Origin of the sequence: Limimaricola soesokkakensis (genome assembly GCF_900172345.1) — a bacterium.
Classification (GTDB): domain Bacteria; phylum Pseudomonadota; class Alphaproteobacteria; order Rhodobacterales; family Rhodobacteraceae; genus Limimaricola; species Limimaricola soesokkakensis.
The window spans coordinates 455,258-479,956 of record NZ_FWFY01000001.1 but is presented as its reverse complement, the minus strand read 5'-3'; the positions used below and the strand labels follow the sequence as shown (position 1 = coordinate 479,956).

The following is a 24,699-nucleotide window of genomic DNA, read 5'->3' as shown; positions in this document are numbered from 1 at the left end:
GGGCGGCGCGCCTCGCATATACGAACCCCCGGAGAACAGGGGGGCAGAAGGGATACGAGGACAGATCGATGCAGAACACATCTCTCCGCCGGGCATGGCGCCTGCTGTCTTGCACCACGGCGCTGGCATTGCTGGCGGCCTGTGCCGAACCGTTCGACCCCGACCTGCGCGACATGGGCAACGGCTTCGATACCTCGGCCGCGGCGCTCAACCCCGCGCCGCGACCGCGCCCCGATGATCGCGGCGTGATCTCCTACCCGAACTACCAGGTCGCCGTGGCGCGCGAAGGCGACACGGTCGTCACCTTGGCCAGCCGGCTCGGGCTCGAGGCCGGGGCGCTGGCGCGCTACAACGGCGTCTCGGCCGATGCCAGCCTGCGCGGCGGCGAGGTCATCGCCTTGCCCAGCCGCGTCGCGGAACCCTCGCCCGCCACCGGGGCGAGCGTCACCGGCCCGATCACCCCGTCGAATACCGGCACCCCGCCCGTGAGCACCGGTCGGATCGACGTCACGACCTTGGCCGGCGCCGCGATCGACCGCGCCGCGCCGCAGACGCAGAGCCAGCCCAGCTTCCCGCCGCAGACGCCCGCCGCCAGCAGCGCCGCCAGCTCGGCCTCGGTCGCGACGCCGCGTGCCCTGCCCAGCGGTGAGGAGCCGGTGCGCCACCAGGTGGGCCGGGGCGAGACCGCCTATTCCATCGCCCGCCTCTACAACGTGCCGGTGCGCAGCCTCGCGGAATGGAACGGTCTCGGCTCCGATCTCGCGGTGCGCGAGGGGCAGTTCCTGCTGATCCCGCCCGCGGGCGCCGCCCCCGCGGCCCCGGCCACCCCGACTCCGACCGCCGTGACCCCGCCCGGCGCCGGTAGCCCGACACCGACCCCGCCCTCCGCCGCCGCACCGCTGCCGCAGGAAGAGCCGCCCGCTGCCGCGCCGGCCCCTGCCGCGCCGGCCCCCGTCCCGGAGCCGCAGCCGGTGGCCGAGCAGGCCCAGCCGAAAGCATCGGCCATGGCGATGCCGGCACAGGGCAGCATCATCCGCGCCTATGCCAAGGGCCGCAACGACGGCATCGACATCGGCGCGCCGGCTGGCAGCGCGGTGAAGGCCGCCGCCGCGGGCACCGTGGCCGCGATCACCACCAATACCGAGGGCATCCAGATCGTGGTGATCCGCCATCCCGACGAGCTGCTCACGGTCTACACCCATGTCGTCGATCTGACGGTCGAGCGCGGCGCCAGCGTCACCAAGGGCCAGACCATCGGCAAGGTGAAGGCGGGCTCCCCGAGCCTGCTGCATTTCGAGGTGCGCAAGGGCATGGAAAGCCAGGACCCGACCAATTACCTGCCCTGAGCTTCAGGCACGCCAATGCGAAAAGGGCCGCCCCGAGGGGCGGCCCTTCTTCGTTTCGGCTCAAGGCCTCCTCAGCCGATCTTCACGCCCTCGCGGCCAGCGAGATCGGTGAAGAACTGCCATGCCACCCGGCCCGAACGCCCGCCGCGCGTGGCCTGCCATTCGATCGCCTCGGCGCGCAGCCGCGCATCGTCGATGCCGACACCGAAAGCGTCGCAATAGCCCCGGATCATCGACAGGAACTCGTCCTGATCGCAGGGGTGAAACCCGAGCCAGAGGCCGAAGCGATCCGACAGCGACACCTTTTCCTCGACCGCCTCGGAGGGGCTGATCGCGGTGGAGCGCTCGTTCTCAATCATGTCGCGTGGCATCAGGTGGCGGCGGTTCGAGGTGGCATAGAGCACCACGTTTTCGGGCCGCCCCTCGATGCCGCCATCGAGCACCGCCTTGAGCGACTTGTAATGCGCGTCATCATGGGAAAACGACAGGTCGTCGCAGAACAGGATGAAACGCTGCGGCGCGGCGCGCAGGATCGACAGGCAACGATCGATGCTCTGGAGATCCTCGCGCTGCACCTCGACGATCTTCAGATCCGGGAACTCGGCCTCAAGAGCGCCATGCACCGCCTTGACGAGGCTGGACTTTCCCATGCCGCGCGCACCCCACAGTAGGGCATTGTTGGCCGGCAACCCCTGCGCGAAGCGGCGGGTATTCGACAAGAGCGTGTCGCGGGCCCGGTCGATACCGAGCAGCAATTGCAGCGCCACCCGGCTCACCTTCGGCACGGGTGCGAGCCGATCCGGATCCGGCTGCCACATATAGGCGGGCGCGCCGCGCAGCGAGGCGGCGGGCTGGGGCGGCGGGCTCATCCGCTCCAGTGCCGCCGCGATGCGATCGAGCGCGTCGCCGCTCACTTCGCATCCTCCGCGTCCTCATCCTCGTCCTCGATCCAGAGACCTTCGGCCCGCAGCCGTGCCTCGCGCTTGCGCTCGACGCGCGCTACCAGAAGGATCGAGACCTCGTAGAGACCGTAGACCACGGTGAACAGGATCACCTGGCTCACCACGTCCGGCGGCGTCGCGACGGCGGCGAGCAGCAGGATGGCGACCACGGCATATTTGCGCACCGAGCCGAGACCCTTGGCAGAGACCAGCCCCGCCTTGCCCATCAGCGTCAGCAGAACCGGCAGCTGGAAGCACAGCCCGAAGGCCACGATGAACTTGATGGTCAGGGCGAGATAGGCCTGCGCCGAGCCCTGGAAGGCGATGCCGGCCACCGCCGTGTCGCTCTCGACGCCGGTGGTCAGGCTGCCGGGCTGCTGGAAGCCGAGGAAGAAGTCGAAGGCCAGCGGCGTCACGACGTAATAGGCGAAGGAAGCGCCCAGGAAGAACATGAAGGGCGAGGCGATCATGAAGGGCAGGAACGCGCCCTTCTCGGACTTGTAGAGCCCCGGCGCCACGAAGCGCCACATCTGGAACGATATCACCGGGAAGGCCAGCACCAGCCCCCCCAGCATCGAGATCGACACCGCGACGAAGAAGCCCTCCTGCAGCGCGATCAGGATCAACCCGCAATCCTCCTGACCGCGCGACGCCATCGCGGCGCAGAGCGGCCGGGTCAGGAAATCGAAGATCGGGTTCCAGACGGTGAAGCAGACGATCATGCCTGCCACGAAGGCGAGCACGGAGCGGATCAGCCGCGTGCGCAGCTCGGCCAGATGCTCGATCAACGGCGCCGAGCTGTCCTCGATCTCATCCACGGGGCTCATGATGTCGTGTCGTCCTTTCGCGCGGGCGAAGCGGGCTTGGCGGGCTCGACCGGCTCCGCCGGGGCGCTGATCGGCTCGGGCTCCAGCTCCGGTTCGAAATCGGGCTCGAGATCGGCCAGTTCCTCGTCGGTCGGCGCCGCGGCCTCGCGCGCCCGCCGCTCGGACGCGGCCTTGCCCGTCGCCTCCTCAACCTTGCGGCGCGTCTCGGCTCGTTCCTCGGAGAGCTTTTCGGTGGCGCCGCCCGGCTTCAGGTTCTTCTTCAGCGCATCGGTGCCAAAGCCCTTGGGGTCGGCGGCCGCCTTGATCGTCTTCTGGATATCCCGCACGCCGCTCTCGTCGGCCGCGTCCTCCATGGCGCGGGAGAATTCGCGCGCCATCGCCTTGGCCTTGCCGGTGAAGCGGCCGATTTCACGGAACATCCCCGGCAGGTCCTTGGGGCCGACCACGATCAGCGCCACGACCCCGATCAGCAGAAGCTCGCTCCAGCCCAGATCGAACATCTCGGTCTATCCTGTCTCGGGCCTCAGACCCGGTCCTTGTCCTCGGCGGCGTGCGGCTCGTGCACGGTGCCGGCCTCGTTGATGGTCTTCGACTGATCGTCGATTTCTTTCTTGCCGTCATCGACGCCGCGCTTGAAGGCGGTGATGCCCTTGCCGACCTCGCCCATCAGCGAGGAAATCTTGCCGCGGCCGAACAGCACCAGCACCACGACGGCGATCAGAAGGAGGCCCGGAAGGCCGATATTGTTGAGCATGGCGTGTCTCCCATCCCGGCGGCCCGCTCCGGACCGCGCCTTGTCTCGCAGCCTCCAGATACGCGCCCCGGGGACCGGGTAAAAGGGCGGAAACCCTTTTCGCGCGGAAGCCCGCCGCTTTTATTGACACGAAGTTGTCAGTTGGCAATTTAACGGCAGGAGGACCCCGCTCATGCCCCGTGCCGACCGACTCGTGGAAATGATCCGCATCCTGCGCGATGGCCGGCTGCACCGGGCCGAGGATCTGGCGCAGCGGCTCGGCACCTCGCTCAGGACCGTCTACCGGGACATGGACCGGCTCATCGCTTCCGGCGTGCCGGTCGAAGGCCGGCGCGGTCTTGGCTACCGTGCCACGGCCGCGGTGACGCTGCCGCCCATGAACCTGACCATGACCGAACTGGAGGCACTGCATCTGGGGCTGGCGGCGGTGGCGCAGGGTGGGGATTCCGAGCTGGGCGCGGCGGCGCGGTCGCTCTCGGGCCGGATCGACGCGGTGCTGCCGGAGGACCGCGACCACCCCGGCGGCTGGAGCTTCGCAACCCCGCCCTTGGGCGACGCGGTGGCCGGGTTCCGTCATATGAGCAGCCTGCGCGCGGCGATCCGCGCGCGCCAGAAGCTGCAGATCACGATGCGCGACGCTTCGGACCCGATGGTGCTGCGGCCGCTCCGGCTCGACTACTGGGGCCGGGTCTGGACCCTGACGAGCTGGAGCGAGACGACGCGCGGCTTCGCCGAATTGCGGGTCGACCGGATCGCGGCGCTGCGCGTGCTGCCGCAGCTTTTCGTGGATGAGCCGGGACGGACGCTTCAGGACCTGGAAGCGCAGCGCCTCGCCTCGACCTAGCGTTTGCGTATTTGGAGGAAGATGAACCGGGGAGGCGCGCCCCTTGGTTCATCTTTCCTCAAATACGCAAATCCCGAGGCCTCAGCCAGCGCGTCGCTTCGGAAAGACGAAGCAGCGGTCGCGTCGCATCATCAGCCAGAGCCGCGTGCCGGGCTTAGGCAGGAAGACCGAAGGCACAGAAGCGCGTAGGATCTCGCCGTCATGGTCCATGCGGAATTCCACGAGGCTGGAGGCCCCGAGAAAGCGCGCGCGCTCGACCGTGCCGGCGGCAGGGGTACCCTCGCGGGTGGTCGGGTTCGGGCCGCGCCCCTGTCGGTCGAAATCGATCTTCAGATGCTGCGGCCGGATCACGATCTCGACTTCGGTGCCATCCGGCAGGCCCGGCGTCAGGAAATCCCCGAACGGCGTGTCGCACAGCGCGCCCTGAACGCGGCCCTCGATCACGTTGATGTCGCTGAAGAAGGCGGCGGCCTCCCGGTCCTTGGGCGCGTTGTAGATGTTGTAGGGCGCGCCGTACTGCACGACGTGGCCGTCGCGCATCAACGCGATCTCATCGGCCATGCGCATCGCCTCGGCGGGCTCATGCGTGACCAGCAGCACCGCCGTGCCCTCGGCCTTGAGCACGCCGAGCGTCTCGTCGCGGATATCATCGCGCAACCGGTCGTCGAGCCCCGAAAACGGCTCGTCCATCAAGAGGATGCGCGGGCTGGGCGCCAGCGCCCGCGCCAGCGCCACGCGTTGCTGCTCACCCCCCGAAAGCTCGTGCGGGTAGCGGTCGATGTGGCGGCGCATGCCCACCTTGTCGAGCAGCGTTTCGACCCGGGCCCGGATCTCGGCCTTGGGCCCCTTGAGGCCGAAGCCCACATTGCGCGCCACGTCGAGATGGGGAAACAGCGCGAAGTCCTGGAACATCAGGCCGATGCCGCGCGCCTCCGGCGGCATGTGCAGCGCGCCCTCCGAGATCGGGCGGCCGTCGACATAGACGCCGCCCGCATCCTGCCGGTCGACGCCGGCGATGATCCGGAGCGTGGTGGACTTGCCGCAGCCCGACGGGCCGAGCAGGCAGGTCACCTGCCCCGGCATCACCTTGAGCGATACGCCGCTGACGACCTCGCGGCCCGAAAAGACGCGGGTCAGGTCGCGGATCTCCAGCCGCGGGGCGGGCGCGGTCTGCTGCGGCGTGCGGGGCGGGGAGGTCTCGAACAAGGGCCAAATCCCGATCAATTGCGTCGGAATGCCCTAGCAATCCCGCCCCGCGCCCGCAAGCTTACATGGTCTGGTTGCCCGCGCCGCCATCCAGAAGAACGTTCTGCCCGACCATGAATCCCGCATGCTGCGAGCACATGAAGGCGCAGGTCGCGCCGAACTCGGCGGCCGTGCCGTAGCGCCGGGTCGGGATCGTCGCCTCGCGGCGGGCGCGGGCTTCCTCGACGCTGATCCCCTCCTTCTTCGACACGCCGCCATCGAGCGAGGCGGCCCGGTCGGTGTCATGGATGCCGGGCAGCAGGTTGTTGATGTTCACGCCCGAGGGCGCGACCTGCCGCGAGGTGCCCGCGACATAGCCGGTGAGACCGGCGCGCGCCGAGTTCGACAGGCCCAGCGCCGGGATCGGCGATTTCACCGATTGCGAGGTGATGTTGACCACCCGTCCCCAGCCGCGATCCATCATGCCGGGCACCAGCGCCTTCATCAGCGCGATCGGCGTCAGCATGTTGGCATCGAGCGCACGGATGAAATCCTCGCGGTCCCAATCGGTCCACATGCCCGGCGGCGGGCCGCCCGCATTGGTGACGAGGATGTCGACACCCTGCGCCGCGTCGATCACCTGCTTCTGCCCCTCCGGCGTGGTCACGTCGCAGGCGACGGTGACGACCTCGACCCCGAAACGGTCGCGGATCTCCTGCGCCGCCTGTTCCAGCGCCTCCTGCCCCCGCGCGTTCATCACCAGATCGACGCCCGCTTCGGCCAGCGCCTCGGCGCAACCGCGCCCCAGCCCCTTGGACGAGGCGCAGACCAGCGCCCGCTTGCCCCTGATACCCAGATCCATCAGATCTCTCCCTGTTTGCATGGCTGGCCTAGCATCGGCAACCGGGCCGGGCAATGATGTCGCGCGCATGCAATGCCGCTGGGGAGACGTGCATGGAAACCGGCCAACTCCAACAACTCGCCGTCATCGACGCCGCCGATTTCACCGTCTCTCAAGGCGTGGCCCGCGGCGAGGCGCTGAGCTTCGCCGACGAGTTGGTCCCCGACGACATCTATCGCCTCGCCCCTGGCGCGCGACGCCGCCAACTGACCCTGCGCCCGGACGCCGAGGGCGGCTTTCGGATCGAGGCGGGAGGCGTGGACGGGCAGGCAGGCCGATCGGTGCATATCGACAGCTGCCTGTCGCTGTCGGCCCGGGACGGCAGCATCGGCGAGGCGGTGGTGCTGGTCGAGGTCGAGGCGGGGGCCGCCGTCGCGATCTACCTGTTGCCGCTGGGCCGGATGAGCGAGGGCGAGGATTACCGCCTCGTCGGTATCGACCGCCATGCGGGCACCACCCGGCTGGCGCAGGTGGCCTGCGCCTCGTTCACCCGCGGCACGCGGATCGCCCTGAGCAGCGGCGCGCAGGTGCCGGTCGAGGAGCTGGCGCCCGGCGACCGTATCCTGACCCGCGATGACGGACCGCAGGCGCTGCGCTGGGTCGGTCGGACCACCTTGCGCGCCACTGGCCGCTTCGCGCCGGTTCTGATCCGGGCGGGCGCGCTGAACAATGCGCGCGACCTTCTGCTCAGCCCGGAACACCGGGTCTTCGTCTGGCAGCGCGAAGACCACCTCGGCACCGGCCGGTCCGAATTGATGATCAAGGTCCGCCACCTGGTCGATGACGACAGCGTGATCCAGGTCGAGGGCGGCTTCGTCGACTATTTCCAACTGGTCTTCGACGATCACCAGATCGTCTATGCCGAGGGGATCGCCGCCGAATCCCTGCTGGTGGACCGGCGCAACGCCGCGGTTCTGCCCGACGACATCGCGCGCCATAGCCATCCGCGCGGCCTGTCCTACGAGGTTTCCGAAAGCCTGCTGCCCGGCGCCGACGCCGTGGCGCTGCTGCGCCGGGCCTCCGGGCTCTAGGCGCCACCGGCCGATTGCCCCCCGCGCGGCAATTCTCTATGAGGCGCGCATGGACAACCGCCCCGCCCTCCCGCCCGAAATCGCCCGCCGTCGGACATTCGCGATCATCTCGCATCCGGACGCCGGCAAGACGACGCTGACCGAGAAGTTCCTGCTGTTCGGCGGCGCGATCCAGATGGCCGGACAGGTCCGCGCCAAGGGCGAGGCGCGGCGTACCCGCTCGGACTTCATGCAGATGGAAAAGGACCGGGGCATCTCGGTCTCGGCCTCAGCGATGTCCTTCGACTTCAAGAACTTCCGGTTCAACCTCGTCGACACGCCAGGCCACTCGGACTTTTCCGAGGACACCTACCGTACGCTGACGGCCGTTGATGCGGCCGTGATGGTGATCGACGGTGCCAAGGGCGTCGAGAGCCAGACCCGCAAGCTGTTCGAGGTTTGCCGCCTACGCGATCTGCCGATCCTGACCTTCTGCAACAAGATGGACCGCGAGAGCCGCGACACCTTCGAGATCATCGACGAGATCCAGGAGAACCTCGCCATCGACGTGACGCCCGCCTCCTGGCCGATCGGCGTCGGGCGCGATTTCCTGGGCTGCTACGACCTGCTGCGCGACCGGCTCGAGCTGATCGACCGTGCCGACCGCAACCGCGTCGCCGAGAGCATCGCCATCGACGGGCTCGACGACCCGAAGATGGCCGATCACGTGCCCGCGCATCTGCTGGAAAAGCTGCGCGAAGAGGTCGAGATGGCGCGCGAGCTCTTGCCCGCGCTCGACCCGCAGGCGGTGCTCGAGGGCCACATGACGCCGATCTGGTTCGGCTCGGCGATCAACAGCTTCGGCGTACGCGAGCTGATGGAGGGCATCGGCACCTACGGCCCCGAGCCGCAGGTCCAGAAGGCGCAGCCGCGCGAGATCGCGCCCGAAGAGGGCAAGGTCACGGGCTTCGTCTTCAAGGTGCAGGCCAACATGGACCCCAAGCACCGCGACCGCGTGGCTTTCGTCCGTCTCGCCTCGGGGCATTTCGAGCGCGGCATGAAGCTCACCCATGTGCGCTCCAAGAAGACCATGGCGATCACCAACCCGGTGCTGTTCCTCGCCTCCGACCGCGAGTTGGCCGAGGAAGCCTGGGCCGGCGACATCATCGGCATCCCCAACCACGGCCAGCTGCGCATCGGCGACACGTTGACCGAAGGCGAGATGCTGCGCGTCGCGGGCATCCCCTCCTTCGCGCCGGAACTCCTGCAGACCTGCCGCGCCGGTGATCCGATGAAGGCCAAGCATCTCGACAAGGCGCTGTCGCAATTTGCCGAGGAAGGCGCGGCCAAGGTGTTCAAGCCGACCTTCGGATCGGGCTTCATCGTCGGCGTCGTCGGCGCGCTGCAGTTCGAGGTGCTCGCCAGCCGGATCGAGATGGAATACGGGCTTCCCGTGCGCTTCGAGCCGTCGCAGTTCACATCGGCGCGCTGGATGGCGGGCGACAAGGCAGCGGTCGAGGCCTTTGCCGCCAAGAACAAGCAGCATCTCGCCACCGACAATGACGGCGATCTCGTCTATCTCACGCGGATGCAGTGGGACATCGACCGGGTGGAGCGGGATCACCCCGAGATCCGTCTCACCGCGACCAAGGAAATGATGGTGTAGAACCTCGAAGAGGCGGCCCTTCGGGACCGCCTCTCCTGTCTTGAGCGGGATCGGGCCGATCAGGCCAGCTTCGCATCCATCGTGATCTCGGCGGCCTTCAGCAGCTTCGAGACCGGGCAGCCGGTCTTTGTGGCCTCCGTCGCCTTGCGGAACTGCTCTTCCGAGGCGCCCGGGACCTTCGCGGTCACGTCGAGGTGGATCTTTGTGATCTCGAACCCCTCGCCCACCTTTTCCAGCGACACGGTGGACTGGACGTCGATGTCATCGGCGGTCAGCTCGTCCTTGCCCAATTCGAGCGACAGCGCCATCGCATAGCAGGCCGCATGCGCCGCACCGATCAACTCCTCGGGGTTGGTGCCGGGACCGCCTTCGAAACGGGCGTTGAAGCCATAGGGCTGATCCTTCAACACGCCGGTCTGGGTCGAAATTTCGCCGCCGCCCTCCTTGATGCCGCCGCTCCAATGCGCCTTGCCGTGTTTCTTGATCATCACCGCCTCCATCTCGTGGCACCCCGGTCACGGGGCTATCGGGCCCAACGCCCGCGCTCCGGGGCCGTTCCGCCGCCAAACTTGACCCGTGCGGGCTTTCGGCATATGGCGGGCCAAGTCGAACGACCCGGCAATCCGGCCGGGCGGGCCGCGCCTGCTCCTGCGGCCAATCGGTGCCGCAGTCTCGAAAGGCTCACATGACCCAGTTCAACGATCTCAACCTCGACCCCAAGGTGCTCAAGGCCGTCTCAGAGGCCGGCTACGAGACCCCGACCCCGATCCAGGCCGGCGCCATTCCGCCGGCGCTCGAGGGTCGCGACGTGCTCGGCATCGCGCAGACCGGTACCGGCAAGACCGCGAGCTTCGTGCTGCCGATGATCACGCTTCTCGGTCGTGGCCGAGCCCGCGCCCGGATGCCGCGCTCCCTCGTGCTCTGCCCGACCCGCGAGCTCGCGGCTCAGGTGGCCGAGAACTTCGACACCTATGCCAAGCACACCAAGCTCACCAAGGCGCTGCTGATCGGCGGCGTGTCGTTCAAGGAACAGGACACGCTGATCGACAAGGGCGTCGACGTGCTGATCGCCACCCCGGGCCGACTGCTCGACCATTTCGAGCGCGGCAAGCTGCTGCTCACCGGCGTGCAGATCATGGTCGTGGACGAGGCCGACCGGATGCTCGACATGGGCTTCATTCCAGATATCGAGCGGATCTTCGGCCTGACGCCCTTCACTCGCCAGACGCTGTTCTTCTCGGCCACCATGGCGCCCGAGATCGAGCGGATCACCAACACCTTCCTGTCGAACCCCGAGAAGATCGAGGTGGCTCGCGCCGCCACCACGGGCGAGAACATCAAGCAGGGCGTGGTCATGTTCCGCGCCAGCCGCAAGGACCGCGAGGCGGGCGAGAAACGCGATCTGCTGCGGGCCTTGATCGATGCCGAGGGCGAGGCCTGCACCAACGCGATCATCTTCTGCAATCGCAAGATGGATGTGGACGTGGTGGCCAAGAGTCTCAAGAAGCACGGCTACGACGCCGAGCCGATCCACGGCGATCTCGAGCAGAGCCAGCGCACCCGTACGCTCGACGGCTTCCGTGCCGGCGAGGTGAAGATCCTCGTGGCCTCCGACGTCGCCGCGCGCGGCCTCGACGTGCCTTCGGTCAGCCACGTCTTCAACTTCGACGTGCCGAGCCACGCCGAGGACTACGTGCACCGGATCGGCCGCACCGGCCGCGCCGGCCGCAAGGGCACCGCGATCATGATCTGCAGCCCGCGCGACGAGAAGAACCTCGACGACGTCGAGCGCCTCGTGCAGAACGCGATCCCGCGCCTCGACGATCCGCGCGGTGCGGCGAAGCCCGCCGCGGCCGAAGCGCCCGCCACCGAGGCCGCCGGCGAAGAGGAGCGCCCGCGTCGCTCCCGCTCGCGCAGCCGGTCGCGCAGCCGCGACGAGGCGAAGCCCGAGGCCAAGCCCGAAACGGCGGCTCCGAAGCCGGTCGAGGCCAAGCCCGAAGCCGAGCCGAAGCCGGAGCCCAAGATCGAGCAGGCGCCCGAGCCCAAGCCGGAGAAGGCCGCCGAACCCGCCCCCGTCGAGCCCCGCCGCAACGAGCAGCGCGGTGGCCAGCGGAGCCATCAGGGCCGCGATCGTCGTCGCCAGGAGACCCGCGAAGAAGAGGTCGTCGGCATGGGCGAAGACACGCCCGCCTTCATCCTCAAGAGCTTCGAGGAGCGGCGCGCCGGCTGAGGCGCGCCACCACGATGCGGGTCCTTCTCTCCCTCGCTCTCGCCGCCGCGATCCCGGCCCTGCCCGCGCAGGCCGAGGAGACGCATTGCCGCGCCTCGGTCAACGGCCACGAGACGGTCGTGACCTACGATGATTCCATCGATTTCGAGACCGAGCTGGGTACGCGCGAGCGAATGTCGCGCTGGCCCGGCAAGGTCTGGAACAAGGCGTGGGGCAGCCCGCCCGCCTGCGACAGCCGGGTGCTGTTCACCTATCTCGCGGTGGAGCTGCCTCACGAGGAAACCGATGGCTACTGCCTCCAGCCCGATCCCGACGATGATGGTTGGTTGCTGGTGCCCGGCACGCGCGGCACGACCGCGCAGTGCAGCGTCACCACCTGCGACCGGGTCAATGCTGCGGTCGATACCGGCACCACCTTGGCCGGGCTGATGCTGGCACCGCCGCCGACACCTGCCGAGGCCGTGGCCGAGCCCGAGCGATTGCTACATAGCTCGGGCGCGCTGGTTCTGAAGGGAACGGCGGAATGGCTTGCCACCAGCATCGGCACCGCCGCGCCCGGCGTCACTGCCGCCCTAACCGGCCCCGTCGCGCTCGGCGCCGCCGCCGCGTCGGTTGTTGTGATCGGCGGCGCTGTCTATGTGTGCAGCGGCTAACGGCCGGACCTCTGGGCCAGAGGCACGGCGCGTCCGTCAGCACATCACCGTCTTGGCAAATCGCCAGAGATAGAGGACAGCCGACCGCGATCCGTGCTTGATCTCGATCGTGGTCAGCCCGTCGCGCCGCCAACCATGTCGCTCGTAGAAGCCGCGCGCTTGGTCGTTGCCCTGCACCACCGTGAGCGAGGCTTCGTCGTGGCCGGACAGCGCAATGTGCCGCTCCACATCGGCAAGCAACACTCGGCCGACGCCGAGGCGCCGCGCGGTTACATCAACGAAAAGTTGGGAGATTTCGGCCCCGCTGGTCAGGCAGAGGCCGACCGGCCGATCTTCCAGCCGGACCATTCGTCCGGACGGGTGCTCACGGCGAAGTCGATCCGCGAAACGTCCTCGGGAACGGGTCGCGGCGTCGTATGACGGCACGAGATGATCATGCGCCTCGTGCCAGCCATCGTGCCATAGCGACGCCAAGGGAATGATCGCCGCCTCGGGGATCGTCTCGACCTTGAGTGGCCCCGTCATCACAGCGCTCCAGACGGCCTCGCCGCTCGCCATTGCAAGCGGCCCATCGGCGGGGGACGAGCGCGCGGTGCACCCGTCCCCCTCCCGGGATCAGCTCAGCCGGCTCACCACGACGTTGACCTCGGGCTTCTTGCCGGTCTCGGCCTGAGTGGTCGAGCGCGCGATGCGCTTGAGTTCGCGGTCGAGCTTGTCCTCGTCGCGCAGCATCCGGCGGCCCGCCTTGTTGACGAACTGGGCCAGGTCGCCTTCGAGCGTCTCCACCAGCGGCGCGTTCGAGCGGCCCTTCTCCGGCAGGCCCATGATCTCGCACCACGGATCACCGAGCGGCTCGTCGTTCTCGTCGATGATCATGGTCACGGTGACATGGCCGTTGAGCGCCATCCGGATCCGGTCGCGCACGATGCCGTCCATCGCGCCGATCATCACCGAACCGTCGAGATAGCTGCGGCCGGTGTCGATGTACTCGGCCACCTTGGGCGCGTTGCCCGACAGGTCGAGCATCATGCCGTTGACCGCGACGATCCCCGGCAGACCCCGCTCGAGGCCGAGCTTCACGTGCTCACGCAGATGGCGATGCTCGCCATGCATCGGCACGAGGAACTGCGGCCGCACGATGTCGTGCAGCAGCTGCAAGTCGGGTCGGTTGGCGTGGCCCGAGACGTGGAAGAGGCCATGCGTGTCCTCGATCACGTCCACGCCCTTCTCCGAGAGCTGGTTCATGATCTTGATCACGCCGCGCTCGTTGCCCGGGATGGTGCGCGAGGAGAACAGGAAGCTGTCGCCCTCCTGCAACTTCAGCCCGAGATAGGAGCCCTGCGCCAGCTGCGCGCTGGCCGCGCGGCGCTCGCCCTGGCTGCCGGTGACCAGCAGGAGCAGGTTCTCGCGCGGGATCGAAGCGGCCTCTTCCGGGCCCACGGTCTTGGGAAAGCCGTGCAGCAGCCCGCATTCGGTCGCGGTCTCGACCATGCGGCGCATGGCGCGGCCCAGCAGGCAGACGGTGCGCCCGGCCCGGTCGGCGGCGATGGCGATGGTCTTGAGACGTGCCACGTTCGAGGCGAAGGTCGTGGCCACCACCATGCCCGGCTGCGCCGCGATCAGTTTCTCGATCTCGGGCGCCAGCGTCGCTTCGGAACGGCCCGGCAGCGGCGAGAACACGTTGGTCGAGTCGCAGACCAGCGCCTTGACGCCACCCTTGGAGATCTCGGACCAGAGGTCGGGGTTGAAGGGCTCGCCCACGACCGGGGTGTGGTCGACCTTGAAATCGCCCGAATGCAGCACCCGGCCCTCAGGGCTGTCGATCACGAGACCCGAGCTTTCGGGGATCGAGTGGCTGATCGGCACGAAGCCCACTTTGAACGGCCCGGCATCGACCGTCGCGGGCCAGGGCTCGACCACGTTCAGGATGCTTTCGGGGGCGCCATGCTCGTCGAGCTTGTGACGCGCGATCGCTGCTGTGAACTTGCGCGCGTGGATCGTGGCGCCGAGGCGCTTCCAGAAATGGCCGACCGCGCCGACATGGTCCTCATGCGCGTGGGTGATGAAGATCGCGTCGATGCGATCCTTGCGCGCCTCGAGCCACGAGATGTCGGGCATGATGAGATCGACGCCCGGGGTCGTGTCCATGTCGGGGAAGGTCACGCCGAGATCGACGACGATCAGCCGTTCCTGCCCCGGTTTGCCGTAGCCGTAGACATAGGCGTTCATGCCGATCTCGCCGGCGCCGCCGAGAGGAAGGTAGATCAGTCTTTCGCCGCTCATGCGGTCTCCTTGTTGTAGCTGTGGATGACGGTCAGCCCGTGCATCGTCAAATCGTCTTCGATATCGTCGAAGAGCATGTCGCCCTGCGCGAAGAGAGGCGCAAGCCCCCCGGTTCCGATGATCCGCATCGGACGGTCGCGCTCCGCCCGGATGCGGTCGCATATGCCGCGTACGAGGCCGACATAGCCCCAGAAGATGCCCGACTGCATGCAGGCGACCGTGTTGGTGCCGATGACCTTCTCGGGCTTGCTCACATCGACATGCGGCAGCGCCGCCGCCGCCTGGTGCAGCGCCTCGAGGCTCAGGTTCACGCCGGGCGAGATGACGCCGCCGACATAGGCGCCATCGGTATCCACAACGTCGAAGGTGGTCGCCGTGCCGAAATCCACCACGACGATGTCGCCGCCATGCCGGTCCCAGGCGCCCACCGTGTTCACCAGCCGGTCGGGACCGACCTGGGTGCCCGCGTCGACGCGCGGCGCCACCGGCAGGCGGCAGTCAGGCTTGCCGACCACGAGCGGGCGGCAGTTAAAGTAGCGGTCGCCCAAGACCCGCAGGTTGAACACCACGCGCGGCACGGTCGAGGAGATGATCATCTCGTCGATCTCGGCCTCGATGCCGCGCATCTTCATCAGCGTCGAGAGCCAGACGAAATACTGGTCGGCCGTGCGCTGCCACTCGGTCGAGGTGCGCCAAGTGGCGAGGAACTCGGTGCCGTTCCAGATCGAGAACACGGTGTTGGTGTTGCCGCAATCGATGGCGAGTAGCATCTCGGGACCTTCAGAAAAACACGTCGGCGGCGCTGATCGCGCGCAGGCCCTTGGGCGTCCTGAGCATCAGGTTGCCGGCCTCGTCCACATTCTCGAACACGCCGGTGATCTCGTCCGCCCCGGTGCGCGCGGTGATCACCTCGCCCAGCCGTGCCGCGTGGCGCAGCCAGTCCTCGCGAATCCGCCCGAAACCGAAGGCATCGAGCTTGCCCTCTTCGGTGGCGAAGGCATCGGCGAGGTGGGTCAGGAACTCCTCCGGATCGACCAGCGGCCCGCCGTTATCGGCGACCGCGACGGGCGGAAAGGCCACGCCGCGCAGCCCCGCCGGGCGCGAGGCGAGGTTCACCCCGACGCCGATGGCGAGCCAGTCGACATAGGGCCCCTGTCCGGCGCTCTCCAGCAGGATGCCCGCGACCTTGCCGCCGTCGAGCAGCACGTCGTTGGGCCATTTGAGCGACAGACGGGTCCGGTCGACATGGATCGCCAGCGCCTCGAACAGCGCCACCGCGGCAAGGAAGCTGCGACGCGCGGCCTCGGCCGGCGTGGCCTCGGGCTTGTAGACGAGCGTCGCGGCAAGGTTGCCGGGCTGGCTCGACCAGTCGCGGCCACGCCGGCCGCGGCCCGACGTCTGCTGATGCGCCATGATCCAGGTGGGCCCGGCAAGGCCAGAGGCCGCGCGTCGCGCGGCCTCGGCCATGGTGCTGTCGACGGTGTCGAGCACGACCCGTTCCCACCCCTCGGGCCAGAGCCCGCGGGATGTGGCGTCAGTTGACAAGGGTCGCCGCCGCGGCAGCGGCCAGGGGCTCGATGCCGAAGAGATTGATGACGCCGAACACCATCACGGCGGCCGAGGCCATGAGAACGCCCCAGAGCAGCGGCGAGGTGCCGGTGTCGAGCGCTTCGCGCTCTTCGCCGAAATACATGTAGTAGACGATGCGCAGGTAGTAGAAGGCACCGATCACCGAGGCGATCACGCCGAGCACCGCAAGCCAGGTCAGCCCGCCCTCATAGGCCGCGCGCAGCACGTAGAGCTTGCCGAAGAAGCCGACCATCGGCGGCACGCCGGCGAGCGAGAACAGCAGCACCAGCATCGCCAGCGCGCGCATCGGCGCGTAGCGCGAATACATGTGCAGCGCACCGATGTCGGTCACCGGGCGGCCATCGCGCTCCATCGACAGGATGAAGGCGAAGGTGCCGATGTTCATGATGACGTAGATCGCCATGTAGATCAGCATCGCCTGCACGCCGAAGGCGGTGCCCGAGGCGAGGCCCATCAGTGCAAAGCCCATATGGGCGATCGAGGAATAGGCCATCAGGCGCTTGATGTTGGTCTGACCGATCGCCGCGACGCCGCCCCAGAACACCGAGACCACCGACAGGAAAGCCACGATCTGCTGCCAGTCGCCGACCACGCCGCCGAAGCCGTCGAAGACGACCCGGGCGAAGAGCGCGATGGCGGCCATCTTGGGCGCGGTCGCCATGAAGGCGGTCACGGGGGTCGGCGCGCCCTCGTAGACGTCGGGGGTCCACATGTGGAACGGCGCGGCCGAGACCTTGAAGGCGAAGCCCACCAGCAGGAAGACGAGGCCGAAGATCAGGCCGAGCGGCACGTCCACGGCGGTCGCCAGGAAGATGCCCTCGAACTGGGTGGTGCCGGCGAAGCCGTAGACCAGCGAGGCGCCGTAGAGCATCAGCCCCGAGCTGAGCGCACCCAGCACGAAGTATTTGAGGCCGGCCTCAGTCGACTTCTCGCTGTCGCGACGCAGCGAGGCCACGACATACATGGCGAGCGACTGCAGTTCGATGCCCATGTAGAGCACCATCAGGTCGCCGGCCGAAACCATCACCATCATGCCGACCACGGCGAGGGCCACGAGCACCGGGTACTCGAACCGCAGCAGGTTGCGACGCGCCAGGTATTCCTGGCTCATCACCAGCACCACGGCGGCCGAGAGCAGGATCGTCACCTTGGAGAAGCGGGCGAAGCCGTCGTCGACGAAGCTGCCGAAGAAGGCCGGATCGGTGCCCTCGCGGGTGGCGATCAGGAACGCGACGAGCGCGAACATCGCCGCGGTCGCCCAGATCAGGAGACCGGCGGACTTATCCTTGGTGGTGTAGACGCCCGCCATGAGCGCGACCATCGCATAGACCGAGAGGATCACCTCGGGCAGGACGGTCTGGAGATCGAGTGAGAACATGTGTCCTGGTCCTTAGTGCTGTGCCGGGGCCGCGACCTCGGCCGAGGCGATGGCGCTCTCGGAGCCATGCGCCGCGACCGCGACCTCGACCTGGTCCACGAGCGCCGCGACGCTCGGTCCGGTGATGTCGGTGACGAGGCTCGGATAGACGCCGAGCAGGATCGTCATGACGACGAGCGGCGCGAAGATCCACTTCTCGCGGGCGGTCATGTCGGTGATCGACTTCAGGCTTTCCTTGATCAGGTCGCCCATGACGACCCGGCGGTAGAGATAGAGCGCGTAGGCCGCCGAGAAGATGACGCCGGTGGTGGCCACCGCCGCGACCCAGGTGTTGGCCTGGAACATGCCCATCAGCGTCAGGAATTCGCCCACGAAGCCGCTGGTGCCCGGCAGGCCGACATTGGCCATGGTGAACAGCATGAACACCGCAGCATAGGCCGGCATCCGATTCACGAGGCCGCCATAGGCGTCGATGTCGCGGGTATGCATCCGGTCGTAGATCACGCCGACGCCAAGGAAGAGCGCGCCTGAGATGAAGCCGTGGCTGATCATCTGGAACACCGCGCCGTCGAGGCCCTGTTGGTTCAGTGCGAAGATGCCGGCGGTGACGAAGCCCATATGGGCGACCGAGCTATAGGCGATCAGCTTCTTGATGTCCTTCTGCACCAGCGCCACCAGCGAGGTGTAGACGATGGCGATGGCCGAGAGCCACAGCACCAGCGGTGCCCAGATCTCGGAGGCGACCGGGAACATCGGCAGCGAGAAGCGCAGGAAGCCGTAGCCACCCATCTTCAGCAGGATTGCGGCCAGAACCACCGAACCGGCGGTCGGCGCCTGCACGTGGGCGTCGGGCAGCCAAGTATGGACCGGCCACATCGGCATCTTCACCGCGAAGCTGGCGAAGAAGGCGAACCAGAGAAGCGTCTGCACGCCGCCGACGATCTGCACCCCGAGGATCGGGAAGCTCTCGGACGAGAAGTTGTAGCCCATCAGCGTTGGGATGTCGGTCGTGCCCGCCTGCGCGAACATCACCACCATCGCCACCAGCATCAGCACCGAGCCGAGGAAGGTGTAGAGGAAGAACTTGAAGCTCGCATAGATGCGGTCCTTGCCGCCCCAGATGCCGATGATCAGGAACATCGGGATCAGGCCTGCCTCGAAGAACAGGTAGAACAGCACGAGGTCGAGCGCCACGAACACGCCGATCATCAGCGTCTCGAGCACCAGAAAGGCGATCATGTATTCCTTGACCCGGTGCGACACGTCCCAGCAGGCGGCGATGACGAGCGGCATCAGGAAGGTGGTCAGCATCACGAACAGAAGCGAGATGCCGTCGACGCCGAGCTTGTAGCGCATGCCCAAGAGCCACTGGCGATCCTCGACGAACTGGAAGCCCGGCGCCTCGGCGTCGAAGCCCGTAAGGATGAACAGCGACACCACGAAGGTGAAGACGGTGGTGGCCAGTGCCACCCACTTGGCGTTGCGCTGCGCTGCGACGTCATCGCCGCGCAGGAACAGCGCGAGGATGCCGGCACCCAGAAGCGGGATGAAGGTGGTCAGAGAGAGAAGGTTGCCCATCTGTTATTCGGCCCCCCCGGCCAAGGTCATCCAGGTCAGGATCAGGGCCAGGCCCAGAACCATCGCGAAGGCGTAGGTAAAGACGTATCCGTTCTGCGCGCGGCCGGCGAGGCGGGTGAAGAAGGGCACGATGCCCATCGCCACGCCGTTGATGCCGCCGTCGATGACGCTGCCGTCGCCCTTGGTCCAGAAGAACCGGCCGATGGCCTGCGCGGGCCGAACGAAGACGAAGTCGTAAAGCTCGTCGAAGTACCACTTGTTGAGCAGGAAGTTGTAGAGCGGCCGCTGGTTCGCCGCGAGCTGCGCGGGCAGCTCCGGACGACGGATATACATCAGCCAGGCGAGGCTCAGACCAAGCAGCATGGCGACGAAGGGGCTCACCTTGACCCAGACCGGCGCGTGGTGCGCGTCGTCGAGGACGTGGTTGTCGGGCGCCATGTAGATCGACCCCTGCCCCGGCGCCGCGATCGTGGCGACTGCGCCATGACCATCGGCCTCGACGGTGTGGCCCGCATCGTCCTCGGCCACCGCATCGGCGGCGTGCTCGAGATCGCCCTCGGCCAGCTCGTCGGTCGCGGCGACGACGCCTTCGCCATGGCCGTCACTGGCCTCGGCGTGGCCGTCACTGGCCTCGGCATGGGCCGACGGAATGCCGAAATACTGCGAGACCCGGGCGTGATCGCCGAAGAAGGGCCCGTACCACAGCATGCCGGCGAGGACCGCCCCGAGCGACAGCACGCCCAGCGGGACCAGCATCGTGCCGGGGCTCTCATGCGCATGGTCATGCGTGTGATGATCGCCGCGCGGCTTGCCGAAGAAGGTCATGAAGATAAGCCGCCAGGAATAGAAGCTCGTCATCGCGGCGGCGATCACCAGGAGCCAGAAGGCATAGGGTGTGGCACCGGCATAGGCGCTTTCGATGATCGCGTCCTTCGACAGGAAACCAGCGAAGCCGAAATGGGTCAGGGGGATGCCGACGCCGGTGATCGCCAGCGTGCCGATCATCATCGCCCAGAAGGTATAGGGGATCTTCTTCCGCAGCCCGCCATAGTTCCGCATGTCCTGCTCATGATGCATCGCATGGATGACCGAGCCGGCCCCGAGGAACAGCAGCGCCTTGAAGAAGGCGTGGGTGAAGAGATGGAACATCGCGACCGAGTAGACGCCCGAACCGGCCGCCACGAACATGTAGCCCAGCTGCGAACAGGTCGAATAGGCGATCACGCGCTTGATGTCGTTCTGCACCAGACCCACGGTCGCGGCGAAGAAGGCGGTGGTAGCGCCGATGAAGACGATGATCGCCTTGGCGTCGGGCGCGAATTCGAGGATCGGCGACATCCGGCACACGAGGAACACGCCCGCCGTCACCATGGTCGCGGCATGGATCAGCGCCGAGACCGGGGTCGGGCCTTCCATCGCGTCGGGGAGCCAGGTGTGGAGCAGCAGCTGGGCCGACTTGCCCATCGCGCCGATGAACAGCAGCAGCGAGACGATCTCGAGTGCCCGGAACTCCAGGCCGAGGAATTCGAGCTCCATCCGCGCCATCACCGGCGCCGCGGCGAAGATGTCGGAGAAGTTGATCGAATCCGCGAGGAAGAACAGCGCGAAGATCCCGAGCGCAAAGCCGAAATCGCCGACGCGGTTGACGATGAAGGCCTTCATCGCGGCGGCATTGGCCGAAGGCTTGCGATAGTAGAAGCCGATCAGCAGGTAGGATGCGACGCCGACGCCTTCCCAGCCGAAGAACATCTGCACGAGGTTGTCGGCGGTCACCAGCGCGAGCATCGCGAAGGTGAAGAAGGACAGATAGGCGAAGAAGCGCGGCCGGTAGCTTTCGCCGGGGCGGAAGTTCTCGTCATGCGCCATGTAGCCGAAGCTGTAGAGATGCACGAGGAACGAGACCGTGTTGATCACGATCAGCATGATCGCGGTCAGACGGTCGAGCCGGATCGCCCAGTCGGTCGAGAGCGAGCCGCTCTCGATCCAGCGCAGGATCTGGATCTGCTCCATCTGGCCGTCATGGCCGAGGAACACGATCCACGACAGCAGGCAGGACAGGCCGACCAGCGAGGTGGCGACCCATTGCGCGCCCGCCTCGGAGATCAGCCGCCAGCCGAAGCCCGCGATCAGTGCGCCGACGAGGGGCGCGAAGAGGATGATCGTTTCCATGCGCCCCTCAGCCTTTCATCACGTTGACGTCTTCGACGTCGATGGTGCCGCGGACCCGGAAGAAGCAGACCAGAATGGCGAGGCCGATCGCCGCCTCGGCGGCCGCGACGGTCAGCACGAAGAGCGTGAAGACCTGACCGACCAGGTCGCCCAGATAGGCCGAGAAGGCGACGAAGTTGATGTTCACCGCGAGCAGCATCAGCTCGATCGACATCAGGATGATGATGACGTTCTTGCGGTTCAGGAACAGCCCGAAGATGCCGATGACGAACAGCGCCGCCGCGACGGTGAGATAATGTTCGAGCCCTATCGGGGCTTCAGCGAGATAAGCGTCCATCAGTGTCCCTCCGGGCTTTGGCCCGTTCGCGGTCTATCAGAGGCCCTGGCCGGGCTTCACGTCCTTGAGTTCCAGCGTCTTGGCCGGATCGCGATACATCTGCGCCAGGATGTCCTGCCGCTTCACGTCCTTGCGGTGCCGCATCGTCAGCACGATCGCGCCGATCATTGCCACCAGCAGCACGAGGCCCGCGAGCTGGAACAGCAGGATGTAGCGATCGTAGATCAGCAGGCCGAGCAGCTGCGTGTTCTCGACGTCGAAGACGAAGGGCGCGGCGAGGCGCTCGTCATAGCCCTCGGAGTAGTCCCAGACGCCGAAGGCCAGGGCCAGCTGCATCAGGAGGATGACGCCGATCAGCAGCGCCAGCGGCATGTACTTGGCCATCTCCGCCTTCAGCTCGGCGAAATCGACGTCGAGCATCATCACCACGAAGAGGAACAGCACCGCGACGGCGCCGACATAGACGATGACCAGCAGCAGCGCCACGAACTCGGCGCCGACCAGGATGAACAGCCCGGCCGAGCTCAGGAAGGCGAGGATCAGCCACAGCACCGAGTGCACCGGGTTGCGGGCGATCACGGTGAACAGCCCGCCGACGATGGTCGACAGCGCGAAGAGGTAGAAGATGATGGCGGCGGCGGTCATCGTGCGGTGTCCTTTCCGGTGTCCTCGTCCATGACCTCGGTGGCGAGTTCCATCGCCTTGGTCATCGCGGGCACGCCGCCGAACATCCCCGCCTGGGCGATGGTCTCGGCGATCTCCTGTTTCGTAGCGCCCGCCTCCCGCGCGTGGCGCACGGTGAGACGGATCTGGGCCTCGGCCTGGGCGCCGAGGATGGTCAGACCGGTCAGCGTCAGCAGCAGCCGGGTCTTGGCGTCGAGCCCCTCGGGGTTGAGGGTGCGTCCCATGAACGCCTCCATCATCTCCTTGGGCATGGTCGGCCAGAGCTGCTCGAAGCCCTTCGGCGTGAAGCTCTCGAGCGCGGGATTCATCCGACGGGCCCAGTCTTGGCCCATCTTCATCATCTGCGCGAAGGGGTTCTGATCGGTCACGGCGTGGTCCTCAGCGGTACGGCGCGTCGAGCTCGAGGTTGCGGGCGATCTCGGCTTCCCAACGGTCGCCATTCGCCAGCAGCTTTTCCTTGTCGTAGTAGAGCTCCTCGCGGGTCTCGGTCGAGTATTCGAAATTCGGCCCCTCGACGATCGCGTCGACCGGGCAGGCCTCCTGACAGAAGCCGCAATAGATGCACTTGGTCATGTCGATGTCGTAGCGCGTGGTGCGGCGCGAGCCGTCCTCGCGCGGTTCGGCATCGATGGTGATTGCCTGCGCCGGGCAGACCGCCTCGCACAGCTTGCAGGCGATGCAGCGCTCTTCCCCGCTGGGGTAGCGGCGCAGCGCATGCTCGCCCCGGAAACGGGCCGAGAGCGGGCCCTTCTCGTGCGGGTAGTTCACGGTCGCCTTGGCGCCGAAGAAGTACTTCAGCCCCAGCTTCATGCCCTTGGCGAAATCCTGAAGCAGGAAATACTTGGCGGCGCGGGTGTAGTCGATTTGCGTCATGCTCAGACTCCCAGGGTCCAGCGGGCCCAGAACCCGCCCAGGACCTCGAATTTCGCGAGGAAGGCCACGATCACGACCCAGGCGAGCGACAGCGGCAGGAACACCTTCCAGCCCAGGCGCATCAGCTGGTCGTAGCGGTAGCGCGGGGTGATCGCCTTCACCATCGCGAAGATGAAGAAGACGAAGAACATCTTGAGGACCATCCACAGCACGCCGTCGGGCAGGCCGGGGATCGGCGACAGCCAACCGCCGAAGAACATCAGCGACACCAGCGCGCACATCAGCACGATCGCGACGTATTCGCCGATCATGAACAGCAGGAACGGCGTCGAGGAATATTCCACCTGGTAGCCGGCGACGAGCTCGGATTCGGCTTCGGGCAGGTCGAAGGGCGGGCGGTTGGTCTCGGCCATGGCCGAGATCAGGAACAGGAACAGCATCGGGAAATGCGGCAGCCAGTACCAGTTGAACAGGCCGAAATCGCCGTCCTGCGCCGCCACGATGGCGCCGAAGTTCAGGCTGCCCGTCGAGATGATGATGCCGACGATGATCAGGCCGATCGAGACCTCGTAGGAGATCATCTGCGCGGCCGAGCGCAGCGAGCCGAGGAACGGGTATTTTGAGTTCGAGGCCCAGCCGCCCATGATCACGCCGTAGACCTCGAGCGAGGACACCGCGAAGACGTAGAGCAGCGCCACGTTGAGGTCGGCCAGCACCCAACCATCGGCGAAGGGGATCACCGCCCAGGCGATCACCGCCATGACGAAGGAGATCATCGGCGCCAAGAAGAACACCGAGCGGTCGGCGCCGGCGGGCACGACCACCTCCTTGACGATGTATTTCAGGAAGTCGGCGAAGCTTTGCAGCAGGCCGAAGGGGCCGACCACGTTGGGCCCCTTGCGCATCTGCACCGCGGCCCAGACCTTGCGGTCGACCAGCAGCAGGAACGCCAGCGCCACCAGCAGCGGCACGATCAGCAGCAGAGACTGACCGAGGATCAGCAGCACGGCTCCGATGCTGGTTTCGGTGAAGAATTCGACCATGGTGCTTCCCTCAGACCGTCGGGATGCCGTTCAGTCCGCAGTTCTGGACGGTGACTTCGGCATCGATCGTGCGCAGCCCCTCAGGCAGGGCCGGCGAGATGGTGTAAACAGCATCGGCGCGCCAGTTTCCAGCCGATTCATCGAGTTGGGTGCGGACATGACGGGCAAATCCATAGCCCCGGATCAGCGCATATTGCGCCGCCGCACATTCCGCATAGGCGATCACGTCCTCGGCCTTGGCGCCGCCGCTCATCGCGACGTGGAAGTTCACGAGGTCGCCGTCGAGCAGCCGCGTCTCGACGCCGTCATGCCGCGGCGCGCCGCGCTCCCCCCGCCCCGCCGCGGCATCCGCCTCGGCGCAGCCGGCCACCAGGGCCGCCAGGGGAAGGAGGAGGGCGGCCCGCATC

The 24,699-nt window shown here is 67.1% G+C and carries 26 protein-coding genes; 6 read left to right on the top strand and 20 right to left on the bottom strand.

All coding sequences use genetic code 11. The features are described 5' to 3' along the window. Positions 1–68 precede the first annotated feature (68 nt). Positions 69–1,346, top strand: a complete 1,278-nt coding sequence (locus LOS8367_RS02260; protein ID WP_085894808.1) for a M23 family metallopeptidase — start codon at positions 69–71, stop codon at positions 1,344–1,346. A 71-nt stretch (positions 1,347–1,417) separates the two neighbouring features. Here LOS8367_RS02260 and LOS8367_RS02255 read toward each other — a convergent pair whose 3' ends face one another. The 4 genes from LOS8367_RS02255 to LOS8367_RS02240 are packed head-to-tail and all read right to left on the bottom strand — an operon-like array spanning position 1,418 to position 3,868. Further along, the gene (locus LOS8367_RS02255; RefSeq protein WP_085894914.1) at positions 1,418–2,215 is read right to left on the bottom strand and encodes an ATP-binding protein; all 798 of its coding nucleotides are present in this window, start codon (positions 2,213–2,215) and stop codon (positions 1,418–1,420) included. Positions 2,216–2,256: 41 nt separating this feature from the next. After that, positions 2,257–3,114, bottom strand: a complete 858-nt coding sequence (gene tatC, locus LOS8367_RS02250; protein WP_085894807.1) for a twin-arginine translocase subunit TatC — start codon at positions 3,112–3,114, stop codon at positions 2,257–2,259. Then, positions 3,111–3,614, bottom strand: coding sequence for a Sec-independent protein translocase protein TatB (gene tatB, locus LOS8367_RS02245; RefSeq protein ID WP_085894806.1), 504 nt, complete (start codon positions 3,612–3,614; stop codon positions 3,111–3,113). Before tatB ends, tatC begins: the two co-directional genes overlap by 4 nt. Before the next feature lie 23 nt (positions 3,615–3,637). Next, positions 3,638–3,868, bottom strand: coding sequence for a twin-arginine translocase TatA/TatE family subunit (locus tag LOS8367_RS02240; RefSeq protein ID WP_085894805.1), 231 nt, complete (start codon positions 3,866–3,868; stop codon positions 3,638–3,640). A gap of 172 nt (positions 3,869–4,040) precedes the next feature. Between LOS8367_RS02240 and LOS8367_RS02235 the strand changes: the two genes are divergently transcribed. Further along, positions 4,041–4,712: a helix-turn-helix transcriptional regulator gene (locus LOS8367_RS02235; protein WP_085894804.1), complete on the top strand. Its 672-nt coding sequence runs from the start codon at positions 4,041–4,043 to the stop codon at positions 4,710–4,712. Between the two features lie 81 nt (positions 4,713–4,793). Here LOS8367_RS02235 and LOS8367_RS02230 read toward each other — a convergent pair whose 3' ends face one another. Together LOS8367_RS02230 and LOS8367_RS02225 are read right to left on the bottom strand one after the other, a co-directional pair. Beyond that, the gene (locus LOS8367_RS02230) at positions 4,794–5,918 is read right to left on the bottom strand and encodes an ABC transporter ATP-binding protein (RefSeq protein WP_085894803.1); all 1,125 of its coding nucleotides are present in this window, start codon (positions 5,916–5,918) and stop codon (positions 4,794–4,796) included. 61 nt (positions 5,919–5,979) lie between these two features. Further along, positions 5,980–6,759, bottom strand: a complete 780-nt coding sequence (locus LOS8367_RS02225; RefSeq protein ID WP_085894802.1) for an SDR family oxidoreductase — start codon at positions 6,757–6,759, stop codon at positions 5,980–5,982. A 92-nt stretch (positions 6,760–6,851) separates the two neighbouring features. Between LOS8367_RS02225 and LOS8367_RS02220 the strand changes: the two genes are divergently transcribed. After that, complete coding sequence (locus LOS8367_RS02220; RefSeq protein WP_085894801.1) at positions 6,852–7,829, top strand: Hint domain-containing protein; 978 nt, start codon at positions 6,852–6,854, stop codon at positions 7,827–7,829. Positions 7,830–7,878: 49 nt separating this feature from the next. After that, positions 7,879–9,474 (top strand): peptide chain release factor 3, encoded by a 1,596-nt coding sequence (locus tag LOS8367_RS02215; protein ID WP_085894800.1) that lies wholly within the window; start codon positions 7,879–7,881, stop codon positions 9,472–9,474. 59 nt (positions 9,475–9,533) lie between these two features. Here LOS8367_RS02215 and LOS8367_RS02210 read toward each other — a convergent pair whose 3' ends face one another. After that, a complete protein-coding gene (locus tag LOS8367_RS02210; RefSeq protein WP_278247955.1) occupies positions 9,534–9,962 on the bottom strand; it encodes an OsmC family peroxiredoxin in 429 nt (142 codons plus the stop codon). Between the two features lie 197 nt (positions 9,963–10,159). Between LOS8367_RS02210 and LOS8367_RS02205 the strand changes: the two genes are divergently transcribed. After that, positions 10,160–11,704 (top strand): DEAD/DEAH box helicase, encoded by a 1,545-nt coding sequence (locus tag LOS8367_RS02205; protein WP_085894799.1) that lies wholly within the window; start codon positions 10,160–10,162, stop codon positions 11,702–11,704. Between the two features lie 14 nt (positions 11,705–11,718). Then, positions 11,719–12,357 (top strand): hypothetical protein, encoded by a 639-nt coding sequence (locus LOS8367_RS02200; RefSeq protein ID WP_085894798.1) that lies wholly within the window; start codon positions 11,719–11,721, stop codon positions 12,355–12,357. Between the two features lie 36 nt (positions 12,358–12,393). On the opposite strand, the gene LOS8367_RS02195 is transcribed toward LOS8367_RS02200, so the two are convergent. Genes LOS8367_RS02195 through LOS8367_RS02135 form a run of 13 tightly spaced genes read right to left on the bottom strand, consistent with a single transcriptional unit; the run spans position 12,394 to position 24,698 of the window. Next, a complete protein-coding gene (locus LOS8367_RS02195; protein WP_085894797.1) occupies positions 12,394–12,915 on the bottom strand; it encodes a GNAT family N-acetyltransferase in 522 nt (173 codons plus the stop codon). Between the two features lie 57 nt (positions 12,916–12,972). Continuing rightward, entirely contained in the window at positions 12,973–14,640 is a 1,668-nt protein-coding gene (locus tag LOS8367_RS02190; protein ID WP_085894796.1) for a ribonuclease J, read from the bottom strand. Next, positions 14,637–15,410 carry a type III pantothenate kinase gene (locus tag LOS8367_RS02185; RefSeq protein WP_085894795.1) on the bottom strand — a complete coding sequence of 258 codons (774 nt, stop codon included), beginning with the start codon at positions 15,408–15,410 and terminating at the stop codon, positions 14,637–14,639. The genes LOS8367_RS02190 and LOS8367_RS02185 overlap by 4 nt, the downstream gene beginning before the upstream one ends. A gap of 10 nt (positions 15,411–15,420) precedes the next feature. Further along, a complete protein-coding gene (locus tag LOS8367_RS02180) occupies positions 15,421–16,131 on the bottom strand; it encodes a biotin--[acetyl-CoA-carboxylase] ligase (protein WP_085894794.1) in 711 nt (236 codons plus the stop codon). A 43-nt stretch (positions 16,132–16,174) separates the two neighbouring features. Next, entirely contained in the window at positions 16,175–17,608 is a 1,434-nt protein-coding gene (gene nuoN / locus LOS8367_RS02175; RefSeq protein WP_085894793.1) for an NADH-quinone oxidoreductase subunit NuoN, read from the bottom strand. Positions 17,609–17,620: 12 nt separating this feature from the next. After that, positions 17,621–19,186 carry an NADH-quinone oxidoreductase subunit M gene (locus LOS8367_RS02170; protein WP_085894792.1) on the bottom strand — a complete coding sequence of 522 codons (1,566 nt, stop codon included), beginning with the start codon at positions 19,184–19,186 and terminating at the stop codon, positions 17,621–17,623. Positions 19,187–19,189: 3 nt separating this feature from the next. Continuing rightward, a complete protein-coding gene (gene nuoL / locus LOS8367_RS02165) occupies positions 19,190–21,355 on the bottom strand; it encodes an NADH-quinone oxidoreductase subunit L (RefSeq protein WP_085894791.1) in 2,166 nt (721 codons plus the stop codon). A 7-nt stretch (positions 21,356–21,362) separates the two neighbouring features. Further along, a complete protein-coding gene (gene nuoK, locus LOS8367_RS02160; protein ID WP_085894790.1) occupies positions 21,363–21,692 on the bottom strand; it encodes an NADH-quinone oxidoreductase subunit NuoK in 330 nt (109 codons plus the stop codon). Positions 21,693–21,728: 36 nt separating this feature from the next. After that, positions 21,729–22,337 (bottom strand): NADH-quinone oxidoreductase subunit J, encoded by a 609-nt coding sequence (locus LOS8367_RS02155; RefSeq protein ID WP_085894789.1) that lies wholly within the window; start codon positions 22,335–22,337, stop codon positions 21,729–21,731. Beyond that, complete coding sequence (locus tag LOS8367_RS02150) at positions 22,334–22,744, bottom strand: carboxymuconolactone decarboxylase family protein (RefSeq protein ID WP_085894788.1); 411 nt, start codon at positions 22,742–22,744, stop codon at positions 22,334–22,336. The genes LOS8367_RS02155 and LOS8367_RS02150 overlap by 4 nt, the downstream gene beginning before the upstream one ends. A gap of 10 nt (positions 22,745–22,754) precedes the next feature. Further along, positions 22,755–23,249 carry an NADH-quinone oxidoreductase subunit NuoI gene (nuoI, locus tag LOS8367_RS02145; protein WP_085894787.1) on the bottom strand — a complete coding sequence of 165 codons (495 nt, stop codon included), beginning with the start codon at positions 23,247–23,249 and terminating at the stop codon, positions 22,755–22,757. A 2-nt stretch (positions 23,250–23,251) separates the two neighbouring features. Next, positions 23,252–24,292 (bottom strand): NADH-quinone oxidoreductase subunit NuoH, encoded by a 1,041-nt coding sequence (gene nuoH, locus LOS8367_RS02140; protein ID WP_085894786.1) that lies wholly within the window; start codon positions 24,290–24,292, stop codon positions 23,252–23,254. Between the two features lie 10 nt (positions 24,293–24,302). After that, entirely contained in the window at positions 24,303–24,698 is a 396-nt protein-coding gene (locus tag LOS8367_RS02135; protein WP_085894785.1) for a YNQ4 family lipoprotein, read from the bottom strand. Between the last annotated feature and the right edge of the window lies 1 nt (position 24,699).